This is a genomic window from Mesorhizobium sp. M0060 (assembly GCF_040323155.1).
In the GTDB taxonomy this organism is placed as follows: Bacteria; Pseudomonadota; Alphaproteobacteria; order Rhizobiales; family Rhizobiaceae; genus Mesorhizobium.
In genome coordinates this window covers 89022-104833 of the sequence record NZ_JAMYUP010000004.1, presented here as the reverse complement: position 1 = coordinate 104833, position 15812 = coordinate 89022, and the positions used below count along the sequence as shown (strand labels likewise).

Annotated in this window: 17 protein-coding genes; 4 read left to right on the top strand and 13 right to left on the bottom strand. The window is 61.7% G+C overall.

Annotation, left to right across the window (positions count from 1 at the left end):
• The first annotated feature begins 36 nt into the window (after positions 1 to 36).
• Both NKJ94_RS06020 and NKJ94_RS06015 read left to right on the top strand, forming a co-directional pair.
• Positions 37 to 1251 carry a GNAT family N-acetyltransferase gene (locus tag NKJ94_RS06020; RefSeq protein ID WP_352523552.1) on the top strand — a complete coding sequence of 405 codons (1215 nt, stop codon included), beginning with the start codon at positions 37 to 39 and terminating at the stop codon, positions 1249 to 1251.
• Positions 1252 to 1369: 118 nt separating this feature from the next.
• Complete coding sequence (locus NKJ94_RS06015) at positions 1370 to 1801, top strand: HIT family protein (RefSeq protein WP_352523550.1); 432 nt, start codon at positions 1370 to 1372, stop codon at positions 1799 to 1801.
• A gap of 89 nt (positions 1802 to 1890) precedes the next feature.
• Here NKJ94_RS06015 and clpA read toward each other — a convergent pair whose 3' ends face one another.
• From clpA to NKJ94_RS06000, 3 genes are all read right to left on the bottom strand, one after another.
• Positions 1891 to 4359: an ATP-dependent Clp protease ATP-binding subunit ClpA gene (gene clpA / locus NKJ94_RS06010; protein WP_352523548.1), complete on the bottom strand. Its 2469-nt coding sequence runs from the start codon at positions 4357 to 4359 to the stop codon at positions 1891 to 1893.
• Positions 4360 to 4365: 6 nt separating this feature from the next.
• Positions 4366 to 4692 (bottom strand): ATP-dependent Clp protease adapter ClpS, encoded by a 327-nt coding sequence (clpS, locus tag NKJ94_RS06005; protein WP_023717744.1) that lies wholly within the window; start codon positions 4690 to 4692, stop codon positions 4366 to 4368.
• A 274-nt stretch (positions 4693 to 4966) separates the two neighbouring features.
• Complete coding sequence (locus NKJ94_RS06000; protein ID WP_023674920.1) at positions 4967 to 5296, bottom strand: phasin family protein; 330 nt, start codon at positions 5294 to 5296, stop codon at positions 4967 to 4969.
• A 298-nt stretch (positions 5297 to 5594) separates the two neighbouring features.
• Between NKJ94_RS06000 and NKJ94_RS05995 the strand changes: the two genes are divergently transcribed.
• Entirely contained in the window at positions 5595 to 6980 is a 1386-nt protein-coding gene (locus NKJ94_RS05995) for an SPOR domain-containing protein (protein ID WP_352523546.1), read from the top strand.
• 44 nt (positions 6981 to 7024) lie between these two features.
• Here NKJ94_RS05995 and NKJ94_RS05990 read toward each other — a convergent pair whose 3' ends face one another.
• From NKJ94_RS05990 to NKJ94_RS05975, 4 genes are all read right to left on the bottom strand, one after another.
• Positions 7025 to 7723: a DnaJ domain-containing protein gene (locus NKJ94_RS05990; protein WP_352523545.1), complete on the bottom strand. Its 699-nt coding sequence runs from the start codon at positions 7721 to 7723 to the stop codon at positions 7025 to 7027.
• Positions 7723 to 8454 (bottom strand): vWA domain-containing protein, encoded by a 732-nt coding sequence (locus tag NKJ94_RS05985; protein ID WP_352523543.1) that lies wholly within the window; start codon positions 8452 to 8454, stop codon positions 7723 to 7725. The genes NKJ94_RS05990 and NKJ94_RS05985 overlap by 1 nt, the downstream gene beginning before the upstream one ends.
• A gap of 125 nt (positions 8455 to 8579) precedes the next feature.
• Entirely contained in the window at positions 8580 to 9017 is a 438-nt protein-coding gene (locus tag NKJ94_RS05980) for a DUF1489 family protein (protein ID WP_352523541.1), read from the bottom strand.
• 85 nt (positions 9018 to 9102) lie between these two features.
• Entirely contained in the window at positions 9103 to 10506 is a 1404-nt protein-coding gene (locus NKJ94_RS05975; protein WP_352523539.1) for an L-serine ammonia-lyase, read from the bottom strand.
• A 171-nt stretch (positions 10507 to 10677) separates the two neighbouring features.
• On the opposite strand from NKJ94_RS05975, the gene NKJ94_RS05970 reads away from it, so the two are divergent.
• Entirely contained in the window at positions 10678 to 11433 is a 756-nt protein-coding gene (locus NKJ94_RS05970) for a DUF599 domain-containing protein (RefSeq protein WP_352523538.1), read from the top strand.
• Here the strand turns inward: NKJ94_RS05970 and NKJ94_RS05965 are convergent.
• The 6 genes from NKJ94_RS05965 to NKJ94_RS05940 form a co-directional block, all read right to left on the bottom strand.
• Positions 11370 to 12179, bottom strand: a complete 810-nt coding sequence (locus NKJ94_RS05965) for a YdcF family protein (RefSeq protein ID WP_352523853.1) — start codon at positions 12177 to 12179, stop codon at positions 11370 to 11372. The genes NKJ94_RS05970 and NKJ94_RS05965 overlap by 64 nt on opposite strands.
• A 30-nt stretch (positions 12180 to 12209) precedes the next feature.
• Positions 12210 to 13775, bottom strand: a complete 1566-nt coding sequence (locus NKJ94_RS05960; protein WP_352523536.1) for an amidase — start codon at positions 13773 to 13775, stop codon at positions 12210 to 12212.
• A complete protein-coding gene (locus tag NKJ94_RS05955) occupies positions 13775 to 14233 on the bottom strand; it encodes a GNAT family N-acetyltransferase (RefSeq protein WP_352523534.1) in 459 nt (152 codons plus the stop codon). Before NKJ94_RS05955 ends, NKJ94_RS05960 begins: the two co-directional genes overlap by 1 nt.
• Positions 14234 to 14240: 7 nt before the next feature.
• Positions 14241 to 14528, bottom strand: a complete 288-nt coding sequence (gene gatC / locus NKJ94_RS05950) for an Asp-tRNA(Asn)/Glu-tRNA(Gln) amidotransferase subunit GatC (protein ID WP_352523533.1) — start codon at positions 14526 to 14528, stop codon at positions 14241 to 14243.
• A gap of 79 nt (positions 14529 to 14607) precedes the next feature.
• On the bottom strand, positions 14608 to 15024 hold the full coding sequence (locus NKJ94_RS05945) for a hypothetical protein (RefSeq protein WP_352523531.1): 417 nt from the start codon (positions 15022 to 15024) through the stop codon (positions 14608 to 14610).
• A 23-nt stretch (positions 15025 to 15047) separates the two neighbouring features.
• The gene (locus NKJ94_RS05940; RefSeq protein ID WP_352523529.1) at positions 15048 to 15755 is read right to left on the bottom strand and encodes a metal-dependent hydrolase; all 708 of its coding nucleotides are present in this window, start codon (positions 15753 to 15755) and stop codon (positions 15048 to 15050) included.
• Between the last annotated feature and the right edge of the window lie 57 nt (positions 15756 to 15812).

The window sequence follows — 15812 nt, the reverse complement described above, 5'->3', positions numbered from 1 at the left end:
GCTTGTATGGGTCCGCAGCGAGCTTAAGTAAGCCTCATGGATCAAGGGGACGACTGCGAAAGACAAACGGCGAACGCGGAGCTGTCGATCCGCATCGCCGCGGGCATCGGCGCCTTCACTCGCACCGAATGGGACAGCCTCGGTGGCACTACGCGGAGCGATGCAGAAAACGCCTACAACCCGCTTGTTTCATTCGCTTTTTTGAGCGCGCTGGAAGATTCCGGCTGCGCCGTTCGACGCACCGGCTGGCAGGGTCATCATCTCAGGCTGGAAACCGCGCAAGGCAAGCTGCTCGGTGCGGTCCCCTGCTATCTGAAGTCGCACAGCCAGGGCGAATATGTGTTCGACCATGGCTGGTCGGACGCGTTCGAACGCGCCGGCGGGCGCTACTACCCGAAACTGCAATGCGCGGTGCCGTTCACGCCCGTCACCGGCCCTCGCCTGCTGGTCGGCAAGGGCGAGGACAGCCACACCGTCAAAGCTGGCCTTGCGGCCGGCCTGAAGGCGGTGACGGATAAGCGCGGCGTTTCTTCCGCGCATGTCACCTTCGCGCCGGAGGATGATGTCCAGATATTGGCGGCAGCCGGCTTCCTGCATCGTACCGACCAGCAGTTTCACTTCTTCAACGAAGGCTTTTCGAGCTACGACGATTTTCTCGCGACATTGGCCTCGCGCAAGCGCAAGGCGATGAAAAAAGAGCGGCGCGAGGCGCTCGCCGACGACATCTCGATCGACTGGCTGACCGGTAAGGATCTGACTGAAAAGGCCTGGGACGACTTTTTCGCGTTCTACATGGATACTGGCAGCAGGAAATGGGGCCGGCCCTACCTCAACCGCGATTTCTTCTCCATGATCGGCGAACGCATGGCGGACGATGTCCTGCTGGTAATGGCCAAGCGTAACGGACGCTACATTGCCGGCGCCATCAACTTCATCGGTTCCGACGCGCTCTACGGCCGCAATTGGGGCTGCATCGAGGACCACCCCTTCCTGCATTTCGAGGTCTGCTATCATCAGGCGATCGATTTTGCCATCTCGCGCAAGCTGAGGGTGGTTGAAGCCGGTGCGCAAGGCGAGCACAAGCTGGCGCGCGGCTACCGGCCGGTGACGATGCATTCAGCGCACTACATCGCCCATCCCGGTCTGCGCAATGCAGTGGCCGATTACCTCAAACGCGAGCGCCACGAAGTCGAGCGGATGAGCGAATATCTGGAAGAGCATACCCCGTTCCGCAAGGACCTGGCTGAGTAGAGTAGCAAGTCCCAATCGCTCAGCCGCGGGCCGGCATGGCCGATCTCAACCGATCGTCTTGCCCGCCCGGAACGGCTTCGCTACACGAGATAGCGAGCCAAGAACCGGAGTGCGCGCCATGGCCGAAGCAACCTACGACAGCAGCAACATCTTCGCAAAAATTCTGCGCGGAGAAATCCCTTCGCACCGGGTCTACGAGGATGATGCAGTCATCGTCTTCATGGATGTGATGCCGCAAGGACCGGGTCACACGCTGGTGGTGCCGAAAGCGCCGTCGCGCAACCTGCTCGACGCGGATCCGGCAGTGCTTGGCCCGCTCTTCGCTCACGTCCAGAAAGTTGCGCGGGCGGTAAAGAAGGCCTTCGATGCCGATGGCGTCACAGTCATGCAGTTCAACGAACCAGCTTCGGGCCAGACCGTCTTCCACCTCCACGTCCACGTCATTCCGCGCTTCGAGGGCATTGCCTTGAAGCCGCACAGCGGACAGATGGAAAAGCCTGAAGTCCTGGCCGAGAACGCCGGCAAGATACGGACGGCGCTGGCAGACTGAGCTGGCGCGAAGCCGCTCGGCAGCTGCCGGCGCTCTATCGCTTCATGAAAAAAGCCCCGTTTCCGGGGCTTTTTTGACTTGCAGGTTCGTTAGTTCTTACGCGGCAGTTGCGGCACCAGGCTGCGCTTGCCGCCATCCTTGCCCTTAGGCTCCGGCTTCTGCGCCACCGCCTTTTTCGCGGCGGGCTTTTTCGCCACAGCCTTCTTGCTCTTCGGCGCGTCGTCCGGTTCTTCTTTCTTCGGCTTGACGGGCGCCTCGTCGGCGAGCGATTCGAGCTTCAGGCCGGTCTCGCCGGTTTCCTTCTTCTCGACGGTGACACGCACCGTGCCGCCCTTCTTGAGCTTGCCGAACAGCACCTCGTCGGCCAGCGGCTTCTTGATGTGCTCCTGGATGACACGGCCAAGTGGCCGGGCGCCCATGCGCTCGTCATAGCCCTTGTCGGCCAGCCAGGCGATTGCCTCCTGCGACAGGTCGAACGTCACGCCGCGCTCGGAAAGTTGCGCTTCCAGCTGCATGACGAACTTCTGTACCACCTGATGGATGACCGGTATCGGCAACGAGCCGAACGGAATGATCGCATCGAGACGGTTGCGGAACTCCGGCGTGAACAGCCGGTTGATCGCTTCGACATCGTCGCCTTCACGCTTGGTCGAACCGAAACCGATCGCCGCGCGCTGCGCATCGGATGCGCCCGCATTGGTGGTCATGATCAGGATGACGTTGCGGAAGTCGATCTGCTTGCCGTTATGGTCGGTCAGCTTGCCGTGGTCCATGACCTGCAACAGGATGTTGAACAGATCCGGATGCGCCTTCTCGACTTCGTCCAGCAACAGCACGCAATGCGGATGCTGGTCGACGCCGTCGGTCAGAAGGCCGCCCTGGTCGAAGCCGACATAGCCGGGAGGCGCGCCGATCAGCCGCGAAACGGTGTGGCGTTCCATATATTCCGACATATCGAAGCGGATCAGCTCCACGCCGAGCGAGGCGGCAAGCTGCTTGGCGACCTCGGTCTTGCCGACGCCAGTCGGGCCCGAGAACAGGTACGAGCCGATCGGCTTTTCCGGTTCGCGCAGGCCGGCCCGCGCCAGCTTGATCGCCGAGGTCAGCGCGGTGATCGCGGTGTCCTGGCCGTAGACGACGCGCTTCAGCTCGATGTCGAGGCCTTGCAGCACCTTCTCGTCGTCGGCGGAAACCGTCTTCGGCGGGATGCGCGCCATGGTGGCGATCGTGGCTTCGATCTCCTTGATGCCGATGGTCTTCTTGCGCTTGGCTTCCGGCACCAGCATCTGCGAGGCGCCGGTCTCGTCGATCACGTCGATCGCCTTGTCCGGCAGCTTGCGGTCGTTGATGTAGCGCGCCGAGAGTTCGACCGAAGCCTTGATCGCCTCGCTCGTGTAGCGAACCTTGTGGAACTCCTCGAAATAGGGCTTGAGGCCCTTCATGATCTCGATGGCGTCCTCGACGGTCGGCTCGTTTACGTCGATCTTCTGGAAGCGCCGCACCAGCGCGCGGTCCTTCTCGAAGAACTGCCGGAACTCCTTGTAGGTGGTCGAGCCGATGCAGCGGATGGCGCCGGACGACAGCGCGGGCTTCAACAGGTTCGACGCATCCATGGCGCCGCCGGAGGTTGCCCCTGCCCCGATCACGGTATGGATCTCATCGATGAACAGCACGGCGCCCGGATAGTCCTCGAGCTCCTTGACGACCTGCTTCAGCCGCTCCTCGAAATCGCCGCGATAGCGGGTGCCGGCCAGCAGCGTGCCCATGTCGAGCGCGAAGATGGTGGCATTGTGCAGCACTTCGGGAACGTCGCCCTCGACGATGCGCTTGGCGAGGCCTTCGGCGATCGCCGTCTTGCCGACGCCGGGATCGCCGACATAGAGCGGGTTGTTCTTGGAGCGGCGGCACAGCACCTGGATGGTTCGGTTGATCTCGCTCTCGCGACCGATCAGCGGATCGATCTTGCCGGCCTTGGCCTTGTTGTTCAGGTTGACGCAATAGGCGGTCAGCGCATCCTGTTGCTGCTTCTTCTTGCCGCCTTCTTCTTGCGGCTCGGCCCCGCTCTGGCTGCCTTGCTCGTCGTCGGCGCCGCGCGGCGTCCGCGTCTCGGAAGCGCCGGGGCGCTTGGCGATGCCATGCGAGATGTAGTTGACCGCGTCATAGCGGGTCATCTGCTGTTCCTGCAGGAAATAGGCGGCATGGCTCTCGCGCTCGGCGAAGATGGCAACGAGCACATTGGCGCCGGACACTTCCTCGCGGCCTGACGACTGCACATGGATCACCGCGCGCTGGATGACGCGCTGGAAACCGGCAGTCGGCTTGGAGTCCTCGTCGTAGCCGGTGACGAGATTGTCGAGCTCGGTATCGATATAGGTGAGAACCGTATGCTTCAACTCGTCGAGATCGACGTTGCAGGCACGCATGACGGCGGCCGCCTCGGTGTCGTCGATCAGGGCGAGCAGCAAATGTTCAAGGGTTGCATATTCATGGTGCCGCTCATTGGCGAGCGTCAGCGCTTGGTGAAGCGCCTTTTCCAGGCCTTGGGAGAAAGCCGGCATGTTACCTCACTTCTTCTCCATCACGCATTGCAGCGGATGCTGATTCTGTCGGGCGAAATCCATGACCTGAGACACTTTGGTCTCGGCCACCTCGAATGTATAGACCCCGCACTCGCCCACCCCATGATTGTGAACATGAAGCATTATGCGTGTGGCGGCTTCGCGGTCCTTCTGGAAAAAACGCTCCAGCACGTGGACCACGAACTCCATGGGTGTGTAGTCGTCGTTAAGGATGAGGACCCGATACAGACTGGGCTTCTTGGTCTTGGTTTTTGTACGCGTGATGACGGCCGTGCCGCGACCGGCCTCATTGCCGTTGCTGCCGTTTTGCATTCGCACCACGTAGCTCGTGGCAGTCAAACCTGTAGTCACGTAGTCCTGCCTCTTTCGAATCCTCATGCATGCTCGACATGTAGGTGCTCGATGAACGATTTTAAGCCCTTCTGTTTAGCTGACAATATGGCTAGGTGGCCAACTTGACCGATTTTTCAAATCGTGAAGACTGCAAGGCCCCCGATTTCGGGTTGGCATGAAAAAACCCGGCCGCGCCTTCGCGACCGGGTTTGTCTTTGCAGGCCCAAGGGCCGGCTCGGAACGTTCGTCGAATTTACTTCGCCTTGGCGACAATCGATTCGAACGGCTTGTAGGCTTCCTTGGCGAGCTCGGCATAGAGATCGCCGAGCTTGGTGGCCTCGGTGACGAAACTCTCATAGGACTGCTTGGCGTAGTCGGACTGGATTTCGATCGCCTTGTCCAGCGACTTGGCGGAAAAGAGCTTCTCGACAGCGGCGCTGCCGGCCTCGAAGCTTTTCTTTGTGTACTCGCCCGCCTCGGCGGCGATGGCCTGCGCACCCTTGGACAGCGACGCGAAGCTCTTCAATCCGGTGTCGGCAAATTCCTTGCCGTATTTGCTGAAATCTTCATAGGTCTGGGTCATTTCACGCATTCCCTTGAACGGTTACCTTGGACGATGGACGCGCCTTGTCCGGGCCGCGTTGTGCAATGCATGTAATTATATTGTGCAATGCACAAAAGTCAAGATTTCCGCGGCAATGCGCACCGTGAGCTGCCGGCAATCGCTAAGATTCGAATAAAGAAAAGCTCAATCCCGCAGAAAATGGTGAACGCGGCGGTTACCATAAACGGATTGGTAACGCTGCCCGCGTTAGCGTGGCCCGAGGTGAGGCAGGACCCTTTGCCGCCTCCAAGGCAACGGAAATTCAAAGGAACTATCAGTGCGTAAGGCGTTGTCGGGCTTCGTTTCCAAATCCGCGTCCCCCCTCAAAACGATCATGATGCTCGCTATGGCGATGACCTTCGTCGTCGCGGACGCAGCCTCATCCATGGCGGCCAAGTCGGCGGCCATCGTCATCGATGCCAAGACCGGCAAGGTGCTTTATTCGTCGGATGCCGATGGCCGGCGCTATCCGGCCTCGCTTACCAAGATGATGACGCTCTATCTGACCTTCGAGGCATTGGCGAACGGCAGGATCAGCAGGAATTCCCCGGTCGTGTTCTCGGCCAATGCCGCTGCCGAACCGCCGACGAAGCTCGGCGTCAAGCGGGGCGGCTCGGTCACGGTCGAGACCGCCATCCTGTCGATGGTGACCAAATCGGCAAACGATTCCGCAACGGCGCTTGGGGAGATGCTCGGCGGCAATGAGGCTAATTTCGCCCGCATGATGACGGCCAAGGCGCGGGCGCTCGGCATGAGGGGAACCGTTTTCCGCAACGCCAACGGCTTGCCTGATCCCGGCCAGTTCACGACGGCGCGCGACATGGCGCTGCTCGGTATCGCCCTGAGAGAGCATTTTCCGCAATATTACGGCTATTTCTCGCAGCGCTCGTTTCTTTACGGACGGCAGCGCATCAACGGCCATAACCGTCTGCTCGGACGCATCAAGGGCGTCGACGGCATCAAGACCGGTTATACCCGGGCCTCCGGTTACAATCTGGTCTCCTCGGTCTCGCATGGCGATCGGCGCATCGTAGCGGTGGTCATGGGCGGCAGGTCCGGCGGCAGCCGCGACAGCCAGATGGCGGGATTGATCAATGCCTACATGCCGAAGGCGTCGTCGCGCGGCGGCGGCATGTTGATTGCCAAGGCCGGCGGCGGCAATCCGATTTCAGCCCTGGCCAAGGTGTTTCTGCCGAAGCATGACGCGCCGACGCCGGACAGTAAGCCGGACGACGATGCCGTTGCCTCTCTTGTCGAGGAAAATGCGCCCGGCGTTGAAGAAACCACTCCCGTCGTTCAGACCAAGAAGGTCAAGACAGCGACCGTGGCGACAGCGGACGATATCGCGACGGCTCGGGTCGTCGCGGCCTATGCCGAACCGGCGGCGGTCGATCCCGTCAATACGGCGTCGGTGCCATCCGGCTGGGCAATACAGGTCGCCTCTTCGCCAAAACAGTCAGAAGCGAAGGCTTTCCTCGACAAGACGACGAAGGAGGCGCCCTCCGTTCTAGCTGATGCCGCTGGTTTCACCGTCGCCTTCGACAAGGACGGCGTCACCTATTACCGCGCCCGGTTCGGTGGTTTCGGTTCGAAGACCGCCGCCTGGAAAGCCTGTAACGCTTTGAAAAAGAAGAAAATCGAGTGCTACGCCGTCCGGCAGTAAGGGCGCGAAAGATACCTTTCCCGAAAGTTCTGCGTCGAAGGAGACTAGTTGTGATTGGAGAGCAAGACGTCCTTGGCTTCGTTGATCCGCGCCGCCAGGAAAGACGTGCCACCGATATCGGGGTGCAGGCGCTGCATCAGGCGGCGGTGCGCCTTGCGGACATCCGCCGCGGCAGCCCCCGCTTCAAGACCAAGGATCTTGTAGGCCTCCTCCTTAGTCATGGCGCCCGAACTTGGCGCAACACCCAGCCCTTCGCCACCATTCGCATCAGCGTCTTTGCGCCAGATGGGAAATCTGCCGTCAAGATACGTCTCTAGCAATTGGCGGCTCTCCGGATCGCCGGCGAGCTCGCGATAGAGTTGCTGCAATTCGGCAAGCCCCATCGAGCCAAGCATCTTGCCTTCATGGCGCCCGGCCAACACGAGGCCTTCGAGGCCGCCGGTATCGTGATCGAGTTCCATCTCAAGCGCCGCAGTACGCACCGTCGAACGCTTGCCTGGTGCCAGTTTTGCCGCCGGCCGATTCATGCGCATGGAGCCGTACCAGGCGAGCGCGGCCGACAGGATCAAGCCGCCGATGCCCTCGCGCCCGACCAGCAGCACGGCGACGCCAACCAGCCCGAGCAGCACGGGTCCAAGCGTCCTCATGCCGCCTGCAAGCTTCGCCGGGTCGGCGCGCAGGAAGACGGTAAGCATGCCGAGAAGCACCAGGAGCAATGCTAAAAAAGCGATAATCGCGCCCATCAGTTTCCGCCGCCCCGCAGATGCTCGATCATCAGCCGGTCCTCCGGCCTGCCCCGGGCCTCCAATGCTTTCAGCCCGCCGGTCGCAAAAACGGCGACGGACGAAAGCAGGCCGGCCAAGGTCGCGGCAGCCCGCCGATCAAACCGGAACCAGGCTCCTTTGGACAGCCGCGCAATTTCCTTGAACGCCTTTTCTGCATCGGCATCATGGCCTTCCTGAAAGACGAAGACAGGAACGCCGTGCAGGCCTAGGCTGCCGGCCTTTTCCGCCAGATCGTCTATATTTTCTTCCATCGCATCGCCGATATAGACCAGCGCGTTGACCTTCGCCGCCGCCGTCTGTTTCAGCGCATGGGCGAGCACCTTGCCGATCTGGGTGTGGCCGCTGCGGCAGTCGATCCGCGTCATCAGCTGCTTCAGAGCTTCGGTATCGGTGACGAATGCGGATGAGCGGCACTCGCCAAGGCCGCGAAAATAGACCAGTTGAACCTTGAGCGCCCCAGCCTTGCCGACGGCGTCGAACATCTCGGCCTGCAGCGCACAGGCGAGATCCCAAGTCGGCTGGCGGCTCATCGTCGCGTCGAGGGAAAGGATCAGCCTGCCTGAACCCGTTGCCGATGCAGCGAGCGTCCTTGCCTGACGGAGAAAGGCCTCGATCTCGCTGGTGCTCGATTGGGACTCGACCGGCGCAGGATTGGCCTTTGCAGGCACGGGCTGCTTCTTGTCGCTCATGACATTCAAGATGTGGCGTTGTTCCCCGGCTTGCAAGCCCAGATAAGGCGACCTGGAGGACCGGTGATGATGGCAACTGCGGACAAACGCTTCGGCCGGTGCTCTTGGCGTTGCGGTTCTTGGTGTCAGAGCAGGCCGAGATCGGCAAGCTCACGCCTGAGCTTCGGCGGCATCTCGACCAGCCCGGCTTTGCCCTTGCCGAGATCGGCCGGCGCGTCCGCCGGCTTCAGGTAGCGCCAGCCTTGGAATGCACGGCGCGGTTGCCAGTCGGTGCGCACGACCTCGGGATCGAGGATCAGATGGCAACGGCCGATGCCGTCGTCATCGGTGAAGGGCCGGATTTCGGTGATCAGCTGGCGGCATTGGACATTGCCCTTGATCACCCAGTAGAGCGAGCCGCCGTCGGTAATCTCGGCACCGCGCGTCGGCACCATGCGGGTGGTGTGGTAGTGCTCGGCCGGTTCGCCGGTGCGGCGCCGCTCGTCGAGGCGGAAGGCGATCCACTCTTCCAGATCCTCGACGCTGTCACAGCCGACGCAAAGCTTTATGAGATTGAGAGGCATCGTCTAAGGTTTAGTCCAGCACACGAACCCGTCAACGGCTTGATCGACTTCTCCACAGTGGTGGTCATGGCCGCCAGATTGGCGCTCAGCACTCCACGACATTGACGGCCAATCCGCCAAGGCTGGTTTCCTTGTATTTTTCGTTCATATCGAGGCCGGTTTGGCGCATGGTCTCGATCGCCGCATCGAGCGGCACGAAATGAACACCATCGCCCTTGATGGCCAGCGAAGCGGCGGTCACCGCCTTGACGGCGCCAAGCGCATTGCGCTCGATGCACGGCACCTGCACCAGCCCGCCGACAGGGTCGCAGGTCATGCCGAGATGATGTTCCAGCGCGATCTCGGCGGCGTTCTCGACCTGCTCGGGCGTACCGCCCATGACGGCGCACAATCCCGCCGCAGCCATTGCCGAAGCCGAACCGACCTCGCCCTGGCAGCCGACTTCGGCGCCCGAGATCGAGGCATTGGTCTTGATGATGCCGCCGACCGCCGCCGCGGTCAGCAGGAAATCGCGGATGCTCGGCTGGTCGGCTTCCGGATGGAAATGCAGCCAGTAGCGCAGCACCGCTGGCAATGTGCCTGCCGCCCCATTGGTCGGCGCGGTGACAACGCGGCCGCCGGCAGCGTTCTCCTCATTGACCGCCATGGCATAGATCGACAGCCAGTCATTGGCGAGCAGTGGGTTGGGCCGGTTCTGCTGCCACTGCTCCTGCAGCTTGTCGTGCAGCATCCGCGCGCGACGGCGAACCTTCAGTCCGCCCGGCATTATGCCGTCTTTCGACAGGCCGCGCTCGATGCAGCTCTTCATGGCGCTCCAGATGTCGTCGAGGCCAGCGTCGAGCTCCTCGCGCGACATCTGCGTTTCCTCGTTGACGCGCTTCATCTCGGCAATGGAAAGGCCGCTTTTCGCCGCCATCGACAGCATTTCGACGGCGTTCTTGAACGGATATGGAACCTTCTTGCCTTCGGTTGTCGCCGAGCCCCTTGCCTTCATCCGCTGCAGCTCTTCCTCCGAAACCACGAAGCCGCCGCCGATCGAATAATAGATGCGCTTGAGCAGCAACCGGTCGCCAGCATCATAGGCAGAGAAGGCCATCCCATTGGCGTGACCCGGCAGCGGCGTCTTGCGATCCAGCACCAGATCCGTTGCCGGGTCAAAACGATAGGACGGATGGCCGAGCGGCGAAATCCGCTTCTCGGCGGTGATGCGAGCGACGATGCCGTCCGCCTGGTCAGGATCCACCGTCTGCGGCGTTTGGCCGGCAAGGCCGAGCACCACGGCACGGTCGGAGCCGTGGCCGATGCCGGTATAGGCGAGCGAGCCATGCAGGCTGGCCGCGATCCGGTCTACCTTGGCGCCAGCCGGGCGCGGCCAGTCGTCTCCCGCAATCTCGTCGAGAAACCGCCGCGCAGCCGTCATCGGCCCCATCGTGTGCGAACTCGATGGGCCGATGCCGATCTTGAACAGGTCGAAAACCGAAAGGAACACGTGAGCGTTTTCTCCTGGGACCCTGTTGAGGTCTACATATAGGAATTCCCATGATGTTTTCCGCTGTTTTGAAGATTGCGGCGCTGCGCCTGCCGACCTTGTTTGCTCCGGCAGCGACATTCCAGCTTCGGCCATCGAAGCGGCCCCTCCGCTTGTGGTAAAAGCAAACGCATGGGCGATTCCTTCCATCTGTCGACGGCCGACCTCGCGGCGCTTGCGTTCTTCCTTGCCGTGTGGGTGCTGCATACGCTCGCCTCAGACGGAAAGCTGATCAGCCGCATGTCGCTGACGACGGCGATGAATGTCCAACGCGAAGCCTGGATGCGGACCATGGCCGAGCGCGAAATCCGCATCGTCGACACCGCTATCATGGCCGGTCTTCAACAGGGGACTGCCTTCTTCGCCTCCAGTTCGCTGATCGCGCTGGGTGGCTGTTTTGCCTTGCTTGGCGCCTCCGACCAGGTCCTCGCGGTGCTAAGCGATCTGCCGTTGGGTGCGACCTCTTCCCGCGCGGCCTTCCAGATGAAGGTGTTCGGATTGGTGCTGATCCTTGCTTATTCCTTCTTCAAGTTCGGCTGGGCTTACCGGCTGTTCAATTATTGCTCGATCCTGATCGGCGCGGTGCCGATTCCACATGGCGAAGCGGCTCGCAACTCTGTCACCGAAACCGCGGTTTGGCGTGCGGCGCGCATGAACATGCTGGCCGGAAAGCATTTCAATTCCGGCCTGCGCGGCGTGTTCTTCTCGATCGGCTATCTCGGCTGGTTCGTCGATCCTGCAGTGTTCGTCCTGTCGACGCTGCTGCTCCTGGCGGTGCTGGTGCGCCGGCAGTTTTTCTCCGCGGCGCGACAAGCAGTGCTCGGTCAGCCGCCCGGCCCAACATCCGGCGCCGGAAAAGGCCGGTCTATCCGGCCTGACAGCCAGTAGGCAATCAGCCCGATCCATTCACGGGTCGCGATGGTTGTGGTCTGCAGCGCTTCGTTGGCATCTGTGCGGAACAGGCCGATGCCTTCCTTGCCGGAGGTGCGGTAGTCGACCGGCCACGGAACCGTCGGAAAGCCGGCTTTGTCGAACAGCGCCTTGGCGCGCGGCATGTGGAAGGCCGAGGTCACCAGCAGCCAGGTTTCGCCCGGTTTTGGCGTGATCAGTTGCTTGGTGAAGACCGCATTCTCGTAAGTGTTGCGTGATTTGCCCTCAAGGACCAGCCGATCGGCCGTCACGCCGAGCGCAGTGAACAGGCGTGGAGCTGTCGCCGCATCGCCCTCGTCTTCGCGGACCAGTGCAATGGGGCCACCTGAAATGACGACCTTCGCTGTCGGAAAACGCCGTGCCAGCACGGCTGCCTCGACCATTCGATCGCCACTGGCGTTGAGTTCATAGCCGCCGCGGACGAAGTTGATGGCGCTCTCCATACCGCCGCCCAGCACAATGATGCCGTCAACTCGTTCCGGCAGGGGTGGCTTGGGGAAACGCTCCTCGAGCGGATTAAGCATCACTACGCCGAGCGAGGTCCACGCCGAGAGTGCAAGGACAAGGAATGCCAGCACGCTGCCGGTGGCAAACAGCCTCTTGCGCCCGACCAATGCCGCAAGCAACCCAGCCAGCAGCACGATGATCGCGAGATTCAACGGCTGGACGAAGAGCCACAGAACCTTGGAAAGATAGAAGAACATCATCCTCACCCCGCTAGATGAGGAACGATCCTACCACCATTTCTCCGGCTGGAACGTACCGGCCGCCTGTTCGATGACATGGGCGGTCTGGAACAGCATCTCCTCGTCGAAGGGCCGGCCGATAAGCTGCAGGCCGAGCGGCAGCCCCTTGGCGTCGAGCCCGGCCGGAACCGCTATGCCGGGCAGGCCGGCCATGTTCACCGTCACCGTAAAGATGTCATTGAGATACATTTTGACCGGGTCGGCGGCCATGTCCTCGTCGGCGATGCCGAAGGCGGCGGACGGCGTTGCCGGCGTCAGGATGACGTCGACGCCTGCCGCGAACACATTCTCGAAGTCGCGCTTGATCAGATTGCGAACCTTCTGCGCCTGCAGATAATAGGCATCGTAGTAGCCAGCGGAAAGCACATAGGTGCCGATCATGATGCGGCGCTTGACCTCGCGGCCGAAGCCGGCGGCGCGGGTCTTTTCATACATGTCGGCAATGTCCTTGCCGGGCACGCGTAACCCGTAACGGACGCCGTCATAGCGGGCGAGGTTGGACGAGGCTTCGGCGGGCGCTACGATATAATAGGCTGGCAGCGCGTATTTCGTGTGCGGCAGCGAGATATCGACGATCTCGGCGCCGGCATCCCTCAGCCAGGCAATGCCTTTTTGCCACAGCGCCTCGATCTCCTCGGGCATGCCGTCGACACGATATTCCTTGGGGATGCCGACCTTCATTCCCTTGATCGGGCGGCCGATCGCCGCCTCGTAATCCGGCACCGGCAGGTCGACGGAGGTCGTGTCCTTCGGGTCGACCGAAGCCATCGACCTCAACAGGATCGCGGCATCGCGCACGTTGCGCGCGATCGGCCCGGCCTGGTCGAGCGACGAGGCGAAGGCGACGACGCCCCAGCGCGAGCAGCGGCCATAGGTCGGCTTGATGCCGACCGTGCCAGTGAAGGCAGCGGGCTGGCGGATCGAGCCGCCGGTGTCTGTAGCGGTGGCGCCGGCGCATAGGAAGGCAGAGACGGCTGATGCCGAGCCACCGGACGAACCGCCCGGCACCAGCTGGGCATTGTCCAATGTGCGCGCGGTCTTGGTGCCGCCGGCCGAAACGAAGCCGCCCTCGCCCTGGTGCGTCGTCGGCATCACCACCGTGTCGAGGCGCGAACGCCGCCACGGGTTGATGACGGGCCCGTAATACGAAGTCTCGTTGGACGAGCCCATCGCGAATTCGTCCATGTTGAGTTTGCCGAGCATGACGGCGCCATCCGCCCACAGATTGGCGGTGACGGTCGATTCATAGTGCGGTTTGAAGCCATCCAGCACATGGCTGCAGGCCTGAGTGTGGACGCCTTCGGTGCCGAACAGATCCTTGATGCCGAGCGGGATACCCTCGAGCGACCCGCCCTCGCCCTTGGCCAGTTTCGCGTCGGAGGCCTTGGCCATGTCGCGCGCTTTGTCGTCGGTGACCACGACATAGGCATTGAGCGCCGGATTGGCTCGCTCGATCGCCGATAGATAGGCCTCGGTGATTTCGGTGGCGGTGATCTCCCTGGAGCGCAACTTGGCGCGGGCCTGCGAAATCGTCAGCTGGGTCAGGTCGCTCATCAGGCAAGGCTCTTTTCGTAAAACACCGACCACTCGGAATCGGGATAATCCAGCACCGGGCCGCAGCGCGAAAAACCGGCACGTTCGTAGACGGTCCAGGCGGCGGGATGACGGTCGCCCGTCTCCAGCACCAGTCGCTTCAGCCCTTCCTCGCGTGCCAGCGTCTCGATCCGCTCGACGATCTTCGCGCCGATCTTGCGACCGCGATGCGAGGGCCGCGTATACATGCGCTTGAGCTCGCCGACGACTGCATCATGGCGCTTCAGCGCGCCGCAGCCAATGGCAAGGCCATTATCGCGGGCGATGAAGACGGTCGTGTCCCGATCGGCCATTTGCTCGACCGTCAAATGGTAGCAATGCTCCGGCGGCGTCAGCTCCAGCAGCGTGGCATTGAGCTCCTCGACCAGCCCAAGCACATCGTCCTGCAGCGGCGTCTCCGCGGCGATCTCGATTGCCATCGGCCTGTTACTCCACGACCTTTGGCACGAGGAAGAAGTTCTCTTCGGTCGCCGGTGCATTGGCGACGATGTCGGCTGCCTTGCCGCCGTCGGTGACCACGTCCTGGCGCTTCTTCATTGCCATCGGCGTGACCGAGGTCATCGGCTCGACGCCGGAAACATCGACCTCGTTCAACTGCTCGACAAAACCCAGAATAGCGTTCAATTCGCCGGTCATGCGTTCTGCGTCCTCCTCGCTCACCGCAATGCGGGCGAGATGCGCGACGCGCTTCACGGTCTGAAGATCAACGGACATAGCTCTGCCTCGGGAAAACCAGTGCGCGCTATAGCGGCGCAGAGCGTGCCGCGCAACATGCATCGTGCCGACAACTGCCCTATGGCATCGCCACGCCGTCGCAGAGGAAATAGCTGCCGCTGTTGCCGCTCTGCTCGCTTTGGTCCGCGGCAGGCCGAACCGAAACCAGATCGATCTGCTTCGGGCTCATCTGTGTCAGCGAGAGAACATCGGGAAAGACGTAGCCCGGCTCCTGGCATATGGCAGTCACGGCCCAGCTTGGCGAGCGTGTGGCTTTGGTGATCTGCAGGAACTCACAATTGTATTCGATGCTTTCCAGTCCGTTTGCCGACAGCACGATATTGCCGCCCTCGATCACCGTCTGCAGCGTATCCTTTTTGGCCTGCGCGCAGAGATCCTCCGATTGCAGATAGACGCCCTTGATGAAATCCTCCGCGGCCAGCGCCGGCGACGCGGCAACCAGCATCGATATGCAAAGAGAATTCCTCAGACCCATGTCTTCATCCCGGCTCACTGTTTTTACAGCGTAATCGTCTCGCCGATCTTCGGCAACGCCACTTTCACACCTGATCCGTCCAGCCCGGCCACGAACTTGTCGGCGGTCTGGTCGATCATCGGAAATGTGCCGAAGTGGGCGGGAATGACCGTCTCAAACTTGAAGAAACGCTGGCAGGCAAGCGCTGCCACCGCGCCGCCCATGGTGAAACGGTCGCCGATCGGCACGATGCCGATCTTCGGTTCATGCAGCTCGTTGATCAGTGCCATGTCGGAAAAAATGTCGGTGTCGCCCATGTGGTAGAGCGTCTTGTCCTCGGGGAAGTGCAGGACTAGCCCGCCCGGATTGCCGAGATAGGTGTTCTGGCCGCCCTCGCCCGGAAAGGACGACGAATGCAGAGCCTGAACGAAAGTGGTGGTGAAGCCGCCGCAATCGACGGTACCGCCGATATTGCCGGGGTTGATCTGCTTGTCACTGACGCCTTTGCCGACCAGGTACATGCAAATCTCGAAATTGGCGACCAGCATCGCACTGCTTTTCTTGAGCACTTCTACGGCGCCGCTGATGTGGTCGCTGTGACCGTGGGTAAGCAACACGTGCGTGACCCCTTCGGCCGGCCCTTGCCACCCGCCTGTCCATGACGGATTGCCGACCAGATAGGGGTCGATCAGGATTTTCGCGCCTTCGATTTCGATGCGGAATGCCGAATGTCCGTACCAGGTCAGTTTCATCAATGCTTTCCTCGATTTTTGCCTCGGTAGAGGATAGAACGCCGACGGCGAAATTAA